Origin of the sequence: Oceanobacillus aidingensis (genome assembly GCF_042654105.1) — a bacterium.
In the GTDB taxonomy this organism is placed as follows: domain Bacteria; phylum Bacillota; class Bacilli; order Bacillales; family Amphibacillaceae; genus Oceanobacillus; species Oceanobacillus oncorhynchi.
Genome location: NZ_JBHSFT010000019.1, coordinates 38,444 through 51,818 on the forward strand (window position 1 = coordinate 38,444; position 13,375 = coordinate 51,818).

A 13,375-nucleotide genomic window follows, 5' to 3' on the forward strand; every position below is an offset into this window, starting at 1 on the left:
TCATCACCCCTCACACGGTCAAATCATTTTCTGTTTTAATTTCTAACGCATTTTTAAACAGCTTCTGTAAAAGGGAAGCAAATACAGCAACAACAAATGAAACAAACAATGGCACCATGCCAATTATAATTACACCTGGAGCATCATCCTTCTCGGCAAACAAATAAATAAACGGCATCGTCAGAATATAAATCCCAGTAATTGTTAAGGCACATTGTTTAATCTTTTTCAGAGTAAAAACAGCCTCTTCTGAAAAGGTCTGATTTTGGTCAATCAGCCTCAGTAGTTTTAAGGCTTGGTAAAGTGCCAGATAAAATGGAATCGTTGTTAAAAAAACACCAATTACAATTGGATATATGACCCATTTAACCATCGCAGAACTATCCGAAATATCGATGATAATTTGCGGAATTAAAATAACCGATAGGGCAATCATAATTAATCCCATTAAATAAATAACTGTTTTCAAAAATGTCGTTGAGCTTTTCTGCATCATAATCACCTCGTTTATATATATATAAAATACTTCTCTTAATTAACTTTTACTTCTGGCAATTCCTTGATTACTTCCTTCCAATAACCCTTCTATCTTCGCCTGTGATTGTTTTAACATTGCTACAATCAAGAAGCTGACAATGACTAATAACAGCCAGGAGCTTACTTTTCCTAAATGTACCATGCTCCATACTTCTGCCTGGTTTGGATATTCCCATGCCTGGAAAAAGGTTGCTATATTCTCGGCTATCCATATAAAGAAACCAATCAGGAAAAAAGAAAGGACGATGGGCATACGATAGCGTTTATTGCCGACCTTATAATCCACCCATGCTCTTAAAAATACGATAAGTACTAATGCAGACAGCCACCATCTGATGTCCAGCCAATAATGATGGGTAAAGAAATTCAAATAAATTGCAGCTGCCAGCGGTCCTGCTAAAAAGATAGATGGCCATTTTACCAGCCGAACATCTAATCTTCTCCATGCCTGACACAAATAGCTGGCGACACTTGCATACATAAAACCACTGTATAGCGGAACTCCAAAAATCTTCGTAAACGCTTCTTCCGGATAGACCCATGAGCCCATATTCACTTTAAAAATTTCTAAAGTCAATCCAATGATATGAAATAAGGTAATGACGACAAGCTCTTTTTTCGTTTCTAATCCGGAGGCTATCATAAAAACCTGTGTGATGAGACAGATAACCAATAGCCAATCATATCTTGACAGGAAAGGCAGATCGATAAACTTTGTTATCGCTAAGGACGCAAAAATAATGACTGGAAAGATACAGGACAGCGCCTGTTCATAACCAAATCGGATAAGCTGTTTGATTGCTTTCATTTTCTCAATCTCCAATTTAAAATTTTATTATTAACATTGATTATAGATAACTATTTATCGAAAATCAATAAAAATATTTCAACTAAGAATAAATTTCTTCATTCCCCCTGTTATAACAGGCTATTGCATCTTTTCAAAATTAAATGGAACATTTCTGATAGAAATTATAATTAAGCAGGACACCCGCTATATGTTAAAACTATATCTACCAATATGTTTTAAGTATTTTACAGACTTTTATTATTCTGTATATAATTAATCTATTAAGCATAAGTAAATACATACTTACGAGGAGTTGCAGCGATGTTAAACATAAAATACGATATTGTAGGTTCTTTTTTAAGACCCGATGAAATCAAGATTGCCCGTGCAAAATATTTTAATGGAGAAATTGATTTGAATGCATTAAGAGAAGCAGAAGATCAGGCCATTTCCGATTTGGTGGAGAAGGAAGTGGCACACGGTCTCAAATTTGTTACAGACGGTGAGTTCAGACGCAGATGGTGGCACCTTGACTGGCTGAAAGAATTTGACGGCTTTACTACAAAGCATTTTGATAAGGTAATCAACGACGTCACGAACAAAATTGAGCTAGGATGTATTGAAGGGAAAATTTCTTATAACAAGAATAAGAATCATCCAGAAATAGAAGCCTGGGATTATTTACATAGCCTCGCTAAAAATTACGATGGCGTAGAAGCAAAAAAATCTATCTCCGGACCGAATATGATTCTGGTTGATCATTTTCTTCAGCTCGGCATCAAGGATACACCATATTATGGCACCGATATTGACCTCGTTATTGAGGATATTGGAAAAGCCTATCAGGAAGCCGTTCAGGATTTATACGATCATGGATGCCGTTACTTACAGATTGATGATACGTCATGGACCTATATGATTGATGACACATTCAATGAAAAAGTATCCGCTCTGGGTTATACAAAAGAAGAGGTTTTAGAATGGTTTAGACGAGCTTCTGCCAAGGCTTTGGAGAAAAAACCCGAAGACATGACAATTGCAACGCATTTCTGCAAAGGAAACTTTAAAGGAAACCCGCTCTTTTCAGGATTTTATGATTCAGTCGCAGAAGTTATCAGCACGATTCCTTATGACGGTTTCTTTGTGGAATATGATGATGCCCGTTCCGGTTCCTTTGCACCTTGGGAAGTGCTTAAAAATACCGGCGCTACATTTGTAGTCGGTCTTATCTCTACCAAAAATCCGGCATTGGAAGCACATGATGATATTAAGAAAAGATATTTGGAAGCCAAATCCGTCGTGGGCGATAACATTGCACTATCTCCACAATGCGGTTTTGCTTCCGTGGAAGAAGGAAATTCTATTGATGAGGAAATACAGTGGAAAAAGATTGACCTCTTAGTTTCCTGTCAGGATTTCCTCTAAAGAAGAATGCTCTCTGGAGCTGCGAAATAATAAAGCATTAGAAAGCGTGGCTGTGCCAGACTTCTAATGCTTTTTCCATCTCTAGAAATTCTAATAGATGCTCTTAGAATTTATCTCCTCTCCAGCTCTAATAAACTTTCTTTCATCGGAATACCTCCGCGAAATCCTGTCAGCTTGCCATCCTTTGCAATCACACGATGACATGGAACCAGAATCATTACTGGATTGGCGCCGATTGCGGCACCAACAGCTCGTACCGCTTTCGGTTTTTCTATTTTTTCCGCTATATTCATATACGAAACTGTTTCTCCATAAGGGATGTGCTGCAGCGCTTCCCAAACAGATTCTTGAAAAGCAGTCCCTTTTAAATCCATTGCCAAATCAAATTCTTTTCGTTCACCATCTAAATAGGAAATCAGCTGCTCTTTGTAACAATTAATTTTCCCCTCATCATGTACCAGTTCTGAGTCTGCTCTTTTTTTATCTGCCCAGGCTTCAATTTCATCTATTTCTTTATTTTGAGATCCGACATAGCATAATCCATTATCAGTTGCCGCAAGATAGAACGACCAGCCGTTATGCTCTAATTTTCCATAATAAATTGTTTCTTCTTGGTTATGCTTCATTGCAGACACCTTCTCCCTGTACGCTTTTCTAAATTGACGCGGTGTTTGTTGATTCTTTTCTTTAAAAAGTGTTGTGAAGCGAGTTGGATTTGTTATACCGATAAGATGAGCTATCTCCTTCACAGATAAATCCGTTTCTATTAAGCAGTCCTTTGCTTTTTCCAGCCGAATTTGCTGCAAATAAGCCAATGGAGTTATTCCTGTCCACCTTTTAAACACGCGATGCAAATGATAAGGACTGCCATGACACGCTTCTGCAAGCTCATTTAATGTTAAAGACGTTGCATAATTTTCTCTGATATAATTTTCCGCCTGTGTTACCCATTCTTCATCCGGAAGGCTGCTTCCTCCAGATTTACATCTCTTACATGGCCTATATCCAGCTTGTAAAGCATCTTCTGCCTTTTTGAAAATGGTAACATTATCAAAGTTGGGAACTCTTGATTTACAAGAAGGACGGCAAAAGATTTTTGTTGTTTTCACCGCATAAAAGAATTGCCCGTCATACGATTTATCATTTTCTATAATTGCCCTTCGCTGCTCTGCAGTTATTTTTGTATCCAACAGCAACCACCTCTTCTTTCATTGTACACCTGAAAGATAAGAAATAAAGAATAATCCAATTAAAAAGCAAGATATGAAAGTTTCTACTTTCCTCTTACAACTTGTTTTTGTCTGGCTTTCTGCTGGAATAAAAAGGGTATTACTAAATACAAAGCATAGGCAAAAGTCATCCAGGATGAAAAAGCAATTACCTGTGTCTCGTGTAAGTCAGGAAATATCATTTGATAATTTGAAAAAACAAAGCTATCCAATAGTAAACCAATCATGGTTCCTACAATTCCAAATCGTATCGCGGCATACTCCTTTTTATCAAATAGGGTATAAAGATAGATGACCAGCGTTAATAGAATGGCTGTTCCAACGAGAAGTGCTCCGGAACTATACATAAATGCATCTGTACCAGGCGGAAAAAGAACAGCTTCTCCAAAAATCCGGAAAAATAAGGTAGCTGCGCCCCAAACGATGACACCCCATGCTGCGGTGAACAAATAGGTTTTCATTCCGCTGCCTCCTTCTCGCTTAAATTTGTAATAGCCTCTATAATCTGCTCAAATTCCTGATATACTTTTTCAACGGGAAAATCTTTTTGCAGTAATGCCTGCATCGCCAAGCCATCCACCATGGCATTAAACATAATTCCCCATGCTTCCATAGAAACACCATGCACCGGAGATGCCGGCCATATTTTTAATAGATTCTCGGATAATGCCTGATTTTCTGCCTGCATAATCTCTGAGAGCTGATTTCTGATCTTCTCATTTTTGAAACTGGCTGCTGTCATTAAAATAAACAGCTGATGAAAAAAAGAATTATAGGAACAGCGGCTTTTAGCCGAAGCAATCGCCTGCTTTAGCACATAGGTATTACTTTTAGAAATTTCATACCAGCTTTTTTCACATATGTCCTCGACAATGCTCAAGAGCAGCTGTTCCTTGGTCCGAAAATGGTAATAAATCGTCCCTTGAGTTACTCCGGCTGTATCTGCTACCGCTCTCAAAGTAAACTTCTCCGTCCCCTTCTCAACCAGACATTCCTTGGCATATTGAATGAACTCCTGCTTGCTGACTCCATTAGGTTTTGCCATTCGCACACCGTCCTTTTAGTTATTCAACTGACTAACTTTAAAATATCATAACCAAATACTTTTTACAATGATTCTTCCGGATGTTATTACACGACATAAAAGCCTGTTACTATACCGAAAAAAGAATACCTTTTCGAATTGAATATTTATACAAATAAATGTATAATAATTCAAAAGCTATCGGAGGGATATTATGCTTGATAAGACGATGGAAGAATTATCTTTAAACAATTGGCAGCCTTTATCTACATTACTTTATGACGGCTGGGTGCTGAGATTTGCGAATGGTTATACCAAACGGGCGAATTCCATTCAGCCTATCCTCTATTCCACTTTAGAATTGGAGCAAAAAATAGATGCATGCGAGAAAATCTATGCAGAAAAAAATTTACGTACCACGTTTAAAATCACGCCTTTTATTCAGCCAGAAAACTTAGATGATATATTAAAGGAGCGGGCTTATTCATTGGTGGACTATACCAGCGTCCAAACTATAGCTTTAGATACTATCAGCGAGCCGGCTCTCCATAGGGTAAGAATAGATGAAAAAATAAACAGAGAGTGGCTGGATTGTTTTTGCCAACTTAATAATGTAGAAGAAAAAAATAAGGATACTATGATGCAGATGCTATCCAATATCGTAACGCAAAAGTGCTTTATATCCCTCTATTATAATGAAGAAGTAATTGCCTGCGGTCTTGGTGTTATCGAAAGGGAATACATAGGGCTTTACGATATTGTCACCGATAGTCAATACAGGAATCAAGGATTTGCCGAACAGCTGATATTGCACTTACTAAAATGGGGAAAAGATAAGGGAGCAAAATACAGTTACCTGGCTGTTTTGCTGAATAACGAATCTGCATTGCGGCTCTATTCCAAAATTGGTTTTTCAGAAGTTTACAGATATTGGTACAGAGTAAAAGAAAATAAGTAAACGCCCGTTCTTCTGCCGGAACTGCAACAGCAGATCAATAAGCTTGAAGAAGGGCCGATTGTATCTATTATTATAAATACACAATCAGCCCTTCTTTTCTTTCTAAAACAATAAATTATTTTATTATCTCAGCCGGTATCCGGCATATTACCGCTTCATAACGTTTTGAGGCTCTCCTTCTAAAAATGCCACCGTATTATCAAAAGCAATTTTAGCTCGTGCTTCCATGGCTTCATCTGTTAAAAAGCCGACATGTGGAGTTAAAATAGCATTTTTCGCATGCAATAATTTATAGTCTCCTGGAATTGGCGGTTCCATATCAAACACATCAATACCAGCTCCTGCGATTTTGCCGCTGTTCAACGCATCTGCCAACGCGTCATTATCCACAATCGGCCCCCGTGCACAATTAATTAAAACAGCTGTTTCTTTCATCAAGCTTAGTTTTTCTTTAGAAATCAGCCCCTTCGTGTTCGGCATCAGCGGCACATGTAAGGTTACAATATCTGATTGAGCCAATACCTCATCTAAATCCATATACTCCATGCCCAGTTCTACTGCTTCTGGATTGATGCTCGCCTGGTTGGAGGCAACTAATTTAGCGCCAAATGCTTTGAATAAACGGGCAGTCTCGATACCAATTTTTCCTGTACCGATAATACCGACTGTTTTTCCTTTGATTTCTTTTCCCTGAAAAGCTCCAGGATAATCTGCAGCACGGATATCACTATTCCCCTGCGTTACGCGGCGATACAAATCCATCACCAGGCCAATGGCTAATTCAGCAACTGCCTGATTGGCATATCCGGCTGCATTACATACGAGGATATCTTGATTTTTTGCATCTGCAATCCCTACATGATCCACTCCTGTAAAAGCAACATTGATTAATTTTAAATTGTCATTTTGATTAATTACTTCTGTCGGATACGGATTATTTGCAATCATTACTACATCTGCATTCTCACTCCGTTTGGCCAGTTCTTTCGTATCGGTTGTTTTTTCATTATAGTAAACAAATTCATGCCCTTTCTTTTGGAGTGGTTCTGCTAATTTTTCAATAAGTGAATCTGGAACATTTAGCGGTTCTAATAATTTGACTAACATACCTGTCATTCAATCCTTTCTGCTATCCTTCTTAGCTGCTGGTTTAGTTTTTTTGTCTACATTTTAAACTATCTATTGTTTCATTATAATGATAAACATTATGTTAACTCAAGAAATGACCATCATTCTTTTCGGTCACATCTAATTCATTTTGAACATTGCGTCCCTTTTAATCCAGTTATGCAGCTAAATTTTAACTTCTGTTCCTATCATTTGAATACAGTAAAAACGTGCCTGTCTTCATCAATCTATTCTGCCGGATAACTGTAAACAGCTATTGTATTGTATGATGATACACTTATTAGATAAAAGCTGGAAGTACATAACATATATTTAAAGGGGATAAAAACATGTATTTTGATCGAATTGATTATCATCACGCGTCTGCTTACGAACCGTATATGCAAAAATTTCAAAAAGACGAGGAAGAACTGACAGAAACAGATATGGATGTAATTGAATATTATGCTGGAAACCATATCGGCTTCTTTCTGACCTAGATTATTCAACATCAGTTTGAAGGGGAATTGTTAAAAGAAACAGCAAATGAAGATCTCCAGGCTGTACGAAACGAAACAATGTCCGGGATAGAATTTTTTATTAAAAATTGTGATGGAAAATTCACAGAGGAAGATGTCTCTGAAGAAATTTTTCCGTTTGTAAATGCTTATTATGAAAGATACTATCTGACTGATTATGGATTATGGGTAATAGATGATTTAATAGAAGTACCATTTGGTTTCATCGGTACATGGGAAAATTATCATGATTTCGAGTATACTATCGATCATGCCTACCAAGACTACAAAGATCAGAAACTCTATCTGAATTAAAGAAGAGCTTCTCTTAAACATACATATGTCTAAGAGAAGCTCTTCCATTCATTGATACTTTTTTTGAAGTCTCTTGTTACTCTTCTTTTACTTGAGATTCCTAAAACACATCATTTTACCGTTTCTTTTTGACTTATCAAGGCATCCTCCAGTCGATTCACTGCTACCACTAAAGCATATACAGATGCCGCAGTGATATCCTCATGAATGCCTGCTCCCCAGTAAATTTCTCCCTGATGGGAAATACCAATCTGTGCACAAGCCTCTGCAGCGGAATCTTTACCTAAAGATTGCTGTTCATAAACTTCTAAAGCATAATCAATGTCAAAATGCGCTTTTAACGCATTACTGATCGCATCCAGACTTCCGGCTCCTTTACCTTGCAGCTCGATTTGCTCCTTTTCTTTTTGGATGGTTAACGTTACTTCCTGCCCGGTTCCTTTATTAAAATAGTAATCTACTAATTCAAAGTTTGGATGATATTCCACATAATTTTCTCTAAAGACCTGATAAATTTCTTCCGCGGAAAGCTCTCTGCTTGTTTGATCAGACACTTTTTTCGTTGCATATCCCATTGCTTCGTTCATTTTATACGGAAGTTTTACGCCAAAGTTCGTTTCCAGAATATAACCGATTCCGCCTTTTCCGGACTGACTGTTGACCCGAATAACATCTGCCTGATAATTTCTGCCGATATCTACTGGATCTACTGGAATATAAGGAACATCCCACTTTTCCGTATTTGTTTCCTGACGGTATTTCATCCCTTTGGAAATTGCATCCTGATGTGAACCAGAAAAGGCTGTAAAGACAAGATCGCCGGAATACGGATGTCTTTCATGCACTTCTGTTCGAGTCAGCTTCTCATACTTTTCACGGATGGCATTCATCTGACTGAAATCCAATTCCGGATCAAACCCTTGGGAATACATATTCATTGCTAAGGTAATCAAATCGACATTCCCTGTACGCTCACCGATGCCAAATAACGTACCTTCTACTCGCTCTGCACCAGCTAAAACGCCAAATTCAGCATCACTCACGCCACTTCCACGATCGTTATGCGGATGAATCGATAAAGTAACTCCATCCCGATAAGCCAGATTTTTGTGAATATATTCAATTTGATTAGCAAAAATATGCGGCATCGCAATTTGAACAGTGGTCGGGATATTGATGATTGCTTTATGATCAGGTGTCGGCTTCCAAATATCTAACACACTATTACAAATATCTAAAGCATAATCTACCTCTGTTCCTGGAAAGCTTTCCGGACTATATTGGAAATAGATATCTCCTCCTGCTTCTTCCGCAAGCTCTTTCACTAAAACAGCTCCATTTAGAGCAATTTGTTTAATTTCCTCTTTAGATTTCTTAAATACTTGCCTGCGCTGAGCTTCCGAAGTGGAGTTATATAAATGCACGATAGCTCTTGGTGCACCTTGAATTGCTTCAAAGGTTCTGCGTATAATATGCTCTCTTGCCTGCGTGATCACCATAATTGTTACGTCATCTGGAATCATATTATTATCAATTAATTTCCGTAAAAGATTAAACTCCGTATCAGAGGCAGCCGGAAAACCAACTTCGATTTCTTTAAAGCCGATATCTACTAATAGCTGGAACAATTCCAGCTTTTCTTCCAAATTCATTGGAATAGGCAACGCTTGGTTTCCATCCCGCAAGTCCACGCTGCACCATGTTGGAGCTTTCTCCAAGGTTTCTTTCTTCACCCAGTCATAAGATATTGTCGGTGGCATAAAATATTGTTTTCCGTATTTTTGATGATTAAACATGATACATTCCTCCTCAAATTTAAATTGAAATAAAAAAAGCCTTTCTTCTCCAGCAATTCACTTTGCTAGGAGACGAAAGACTTATTCTTACGCGGTACCACCCCGATTTCATGGTAAACCAAATTACCATGCACTTATCCAGATACAGACAAAACTGTCTTATATCCTTCCCGTGTAACGGTGGGGTTCCGTCCTTAATTACTTTCTTAACTTGATTTCACTAAGGCTGCTCTAAGGCGAGTTCCCTGCTTCCCTGTCATTGCTTCTCATCAGCCAGCAACTTTCTGTAAACAAGTCAGACAAGTACTATTCCTTATCCTTGCATTCCAATTTTGATATTTTCACTATCTTATCAGATTTATCAGAGAATGGGAAGGGGGAATTTTAAAAATATTTTTTGTTGCTTGTAAATTCATATTGAAAACATCAGCTTGGCACTATTTGTATCAAATATTAAATGTTTTTTAATAACCCTCCAAATTCATAAGCAAAATTTCATTCAGGGAGTTAACACCCGTAAAATCCCCGCCTAAATAAATTCATTTATACTCTCTATTTGGAGGGAGAGGTTTACGTAAGGTTCAAATAACAGAAGATGCCTACCCTTTTTTATAGTCAGCACGGACAAAAGGCCAGCTTACTTTTCCCTGTTTCTAATCTCCTTCTCCACCTTCCGCAACGCTTTTTTAGATCCCCGCTCCAAATCATGCTGCATTTTCAGAGAATGATAATTCTCGAATAAAGTATCCATATCGTAACCTGCAGGATATAAATCCTTCCCTTTAATCTCTAAGGAGATTCGCTTTACATTCACCGTAATCAGCTCATTTTTATAAAAAACGACCACATTATATTGTGAATCAGCTCCTTCATAGATAATTCCGAAATCATCGTATTCCAACAGCTTGACCCGATCTCCTTTTTCGTACTCCGTAAATACAGCTGATTTCTGTTTAACTGTCTTAGGCTTTCTAATTTTATTATGATTAACAAGGTCAAAATGATATTCTTTATTATTCATATATTCCTTCGCTTTTTGAAGAACTTGTTCTTTCATGTTCATTTTCCTGGAGATCCACAGCGCATTACTTTCTCCTGATTTCCCCATAATCAATTTATACAGCGGCTCTAATGTTTCACTATTAAATTGCATCGCCGCATTCATGAAGTCCGGATGCATTTCTGAAAAACGCTTGATTTCACCATAGTGGGTTGTAGCTACAGTAATACAGCCCATCTGATAAAATTCTTCTAAAATAGAGATAGCAAGAGCTGCTCCTTCATTCGGCTCTGTTCCGCTGCCAATCTCATCAAAGAGTACTAAAGAATGATGATTCGCCTGCTGCATAATCTCAGCTATATTTTGCATATGAGAGGAGAATGTACTTAGCGCATTTTCCATGCTTTGATTATCGCCAATATCCACAAAAATATTTTCGAATAAGCTGATTTCCGTTTCCTTATTAGCCGTTATATGAAACCCTGACATCACAGATAATGTCAGAAGCCCAATCGTTTTTAATACAACGGTTTTTCCGCCGGCATTTGGTCCGGTGATAATCAAGCTCCTGAAATCTTCACCTATCTCAAAATTCAAAGGCACTGCTTTCCCTGTTAACAGCGGATGTTTACAATCGATCAGTTTCATATACCCATGGTCATTCAATTTGGGCTCAATTCCGTCCGTCTGCTTACTAAATTTAGCTTTGGCAAACACCATATCATATTGGCCAATCAATTCCATATTTATTTTTAATTCGCTGATATTCTCTAAAATCATTCCCGATAAAGTTGCCAGAATTTGATATTCTTCCATCTGCTCCTCAGCTTTTAATACAGCAAGTTCATTATTTAATTTACTGACTGCAGCAGGTTCAATAAAAACCGTAGAGCCTTTGGAAGAGGTGTCTACAATGACGCCATCGACATGATGCTTATAAGCAGCTTTTACTGGAATTGTATATCGATCATCTTTTTTACTGATAAATGCTTCCTGGATATATTTTTTATACACACTGCTTTTCAAAAATCGGTTTAAACGTTCCTCCATCTTCGTCTCAACAGCTTGGATATGGTTTCGAATCCGTTTTAATTCTTTGCTTGCTGCGGAATCGATTCGATTTCCTTTTATCGAAAAATCAAACTCTTCTTCTATACTTTGAAATACGGCCATTGAATTTGCATAAGAGGCTAATACAGGTGCAAAAAATGCTTTATCGAGCATGTATTTTTTGATTTTCCGGCAGCCCCGCAGGAAATCCGATACATTTACTAGATCATCCGGCTGTAAGATGATTCCCTTTTCTAGATTTTGCATGATATTTTCAATATTGGAAACGCCCAGGAAAGGAACACGGCTATTCGTATTCAAAATGGCCACCGCTTCCGTCGTTTCATTCAATCTGCTTTTCACCACGTTAATATTTGAGCTGGGCTTTAATTTATCCATTAACTGCTTTCCCAGCCCGCTGATACAATAAGATTTGATAATTTTTTTTAGTTCATTATATTGCAGTTTATCAAAGGTTATCTCATTCATTTTTTGTTCTCCTTTACGATATGCGTTGAAGTAATCAAGTTCCTCTCTTGTTTACAAGGGAGCGTATGAATGAAGATACCTGCCCATTAGATTTCAATACGTATCTTCTCATCCATTTTGAGAATGAATTTTATCAATAAAAAAAGCCGCAGGAATACCGCAGCTTTTTTACATAATAACCCATCTGTCATGTACATCTGTTTCAGAATAACAACAGATAGCACAACGAGACAAGACGATTATGATGAGGTGCTTATAAGTTCAGCAGGTATCTTCATAGGTTGAAATAAATACATTACAAATAAAGGGTCTACTCACCCTAATTATTTCTATATTTATTTCGTTTGAAATTATCCTATTTAGAACCTACTACAATACTCACACAGCACACTCCTTATTTATTTAAATAGCATTGAAATCTAATTTATAATCACATTATACAATATTTAAAAATGAAATGGAACTGCAAATTTATATGAGATGTATTTCTTCTTACATTAGGTCAAGGCATCCCATCTCTTTTCTATTTCAAGTATTGTTTGACGTCTTCTATGGTTTCCAATTCATCTATATGATCTATTATTGCTTCCAGTGTGCTTATTTCCTGTTCGTGTATCTTTTTCTTTATATCTTCTGAAGGTGGAGCTACAAACTTTGTGATTAATCGAATTGTGGTATTGGCTATACCTTCCGCTCTGCCTTCTTCCTTCCCTTCATTCCGAAAAATCTCCGCTAATGTCATTGTCAACTCGCTTCCTTCTTGATAAGTGTTTCCTATATGGTCGATTATATCATAAAATTGTTTTTTGGTAAGATGCCGCTGGACACGGAAAATATAATAAAACAACGTCTTCAAATACGCTGTGGCTCTTGCTTGATCCTGCAGCTGCCGCAGGTAATCGACTGCCTGATAGATGGTATTTACCACGGCGTGGATATCCTTTTTGCGGATATCCCGAAACACCATCAGAATAATTCGCAGGAACACATTCAATTGGACATTTTCGTCTTTATAACCAGATACATCGTATAGAAAAAATTCATAATCAGGGACATATTTCTGCAGATCGGGCGGGAAATCCTTATACTCTTCCAGCAGGTACAAACGAAAGTTCGCTGACCATAAAAATTCCCTCT

General features: G+C 37.5%; 13 protein-coding genes, 1 pseudogene and 1 other annotated feature. Of the genes and pseudogenes, 4 read left to right on the forward strand and 10 right to left on the reverse strand.

Going from position 1 to position 13,375, the window contains the following annotated elements; translation table 11 throughout:
- Window positions 1-10: 10 nt before the first annotated feature.
- The gene (locus ACFO3P_RS12635) at window positions 11-493 is read right to left on the reverse strand and encodes a DUF2975 domain-containing protein (protein WP_042533302.1); all 483 of its coding nucleotides are present in this window, start codon (window positions 491-493) and stop codon (window positions 11-13) included.
- A 42-nt stretch (window positions 494-535) separates the two neighbouring features.
- Entirely contained in the window at window positions 536-1,345 is an 810-nt protein-coding gene (locus ACFO3P_RS12640) for a DUF817 domain-containing protein (protein WP_042533300.1), read from the reverse strand.
- 303 nt (window positions 1,346-1,648) lie between these two features.
- On the opposite strand from ACFO3P_RS12640, the gene ACFO3P_RS12645 reads away from it, so the two are divergent.
- Window positions 1,649-2,752, forward strand: coding sequence for a 5-methyltetrahydropteroyltriglutamate--homocysteine S-methyltransferase (locus ACFO3P_RS12645; protein WP_042533299.1), 1,104 nt, complete (start codon window positions 1,649-1,651; stop codon window positions 2,750-2,752).
- A 110-nt stretch (window positions 2,753-2,862) separates the two neighbouring features.
- Here ACFO3P_RS12645 and ACFO3P_RS12650 read toward each other — a convergent pair whose 3' ends face one another.
- The 4 genes and pseudogenes from ACFO3P_RS12650 to ACFO3P_RS12665 form a co-directional block, all read right to left on the reverse strand.
- Entirely contained in the window at window positions 2,863-3,378 is a 516-nt protein-coding gene (locus ACFO3P_RS12650) for a methylated-DNA--[protein]-cysteine S-methyltransferase (protein WP_212928318.1), read from the reverse strand.
- A 24-nt stretch (window positions 3,379-3,402) separates the two neighbouring features.
- Window positions 3,403-3,948: pseudogene (locus ACFO3P_RS12655) on the reverse strand (bifunctional transcriptional activator/DNA repair enzyme AdaA); the annotation flags it as partial.
- A gap of 77 nt (window positions 3,949-4,025) precedes the next feature.
- Entirely contained in the window at window positions 4,026-4,442 is a 417-nt protein-coding gene (locus tag ACFO3P_RS12660) for a DUF5367 family protein (protein ID WP_042533296.1), read from the reverse strand.
- Window positions 4,439-5,026: a TetR/AcrR family transcriptional regulator gene (locus ACFO3P_RS12665; protein ID WP_289585330.1), complete on the reverse strand. Its 588-nt coding sequence runs from the start codon at window positions 5,024-5,026 to the stop codon at window positions 4,439-4,441. The genes ACFO3P_RS12660 and ACFO3P_RS12665 overlap by 4 nt, the downstream gene beginning before the upstream one ends.
- A gap of 193 nt (window positions 5,027-5,219) precedes the next feature.
- Between ACFO3P_RS12665 and ACFO3P_RS12670 the strand changes: the two genes are divergently transcribed.
- Entirely contained in the window at window positions 5,220-5,963 is a 744-nt protein-coding gene (locus tag ACFO3P_RS12670) for a GNAT family N-acetyltransferase (RefSeq protein ID WP_256706021.1), read from the forward strand.
- A 147-nt stretch (window positions 5,964-6,110) separates the two neighbouring features.
- On the opposite strand, the gene ACFO3P_RS12675 is transcribed toward ACFO3P_RS12670, so the two are convergent.
- A complete protein-coding gene (locus tag ACFO3P_RS12675; protein ID WP_244882383.1) occupies window positions 6,111-7,079 on the reverse strand; it encodes a 2-hydroxyacid dehydrogenase in 969 nt (322 codons plus the stop codon).
- Window positions 7,080-7,420: 341 nt separating this feature from the next.
- Here ACFO3P_RS12675 and ACFO3P_RS12680 point away from each other — a divergent pair, with 341 nt between their 5' ends.
- Together ACFO3P_RS12680 and ACFO3P_RS12685 are read left to right on the forward strand one after the other, a co-directional pair.
- On the forward strand, window positions 7,421-7,570 hold the full coding sequence (locus ACFO3P_RS12680) for a hypothetical protein (RefSeq protein ID WP_289585329.1): 150 nt from the start codon (window positions 7,421-7,423) through the stop codon (window positions 7,568-7,570).
- A 3-nt stretch (window positions 7,571-7,573) separates the two neighbouring features.
- Complete coding sequence (locus ACFO3P_RS12685; RefSeq protein WP_465263093.1) at window positions 7,574-7,903, forward strand: DUF7832 domain-containing protein; 330 nt, start codon at window positions 7,574-7,576, stop codon at window positions 7,901-7,903.
- Window positions 7,904-8,013: 110 nt separating this feature from the next.
- Here the strand turns inward: ACFO3P_RS12685 and ACFO3P_RS12690 are convergent, their stop codons facing one another.
- The 3 genes from ACFO3P_RS12690 to ACFO3P_RS12700 all read right to left on the reverse strand — a co-directional run bounded on the left by ACFO3P_RS12690 (window position 8,014) and on the right by ACFO3P_RS12700 (window position 13,343).
- Complete coding sequence (locus ACFO3P_RS12690) at window positions 8,014-9,699, reverse strand: 2-isopropylmalate synthase (RefSeq protein WP_042533288.1); 1,686 nt, start codon at window positions 9,697-9,699, stop codon at window positions 8,014-8,016.
- A gap of 65 nt (window positions 9,700-9,764) precedes the next feature.
- Window positions 9,765-10,028, reverse strand: a binding site (T-box leader).
- 308 nt (window positions 10,029-10,336) lie between these two features.
- Entirely contained in the window at window positions 10,337-12,238 is a 1,902-nt protein-coding gene (locus ACFO3P_RS12695) for an endonuclease MutS2 (RefSeq protein ID WP_289585327.1), read from the reverse strand.
- Between the two features lie 523 nt (window positions 12,239-12,761).
- The gene (locus ACFO3P_RS12700; RefSeq protein ID WP_212928303.1) at window positions 12,762-13,343 is read right to left on the reverse strand and encodes an Rpn family recombination-promoting nuclease/putative transposase; all 582 of its coding nucleotides are present in this window, start codon (window positions 13,341-13,343) and stop codon (window positions 12,762-12,764) included.
- Window positions 13,344-13,375: the final 32 nt, after the last annotated feature.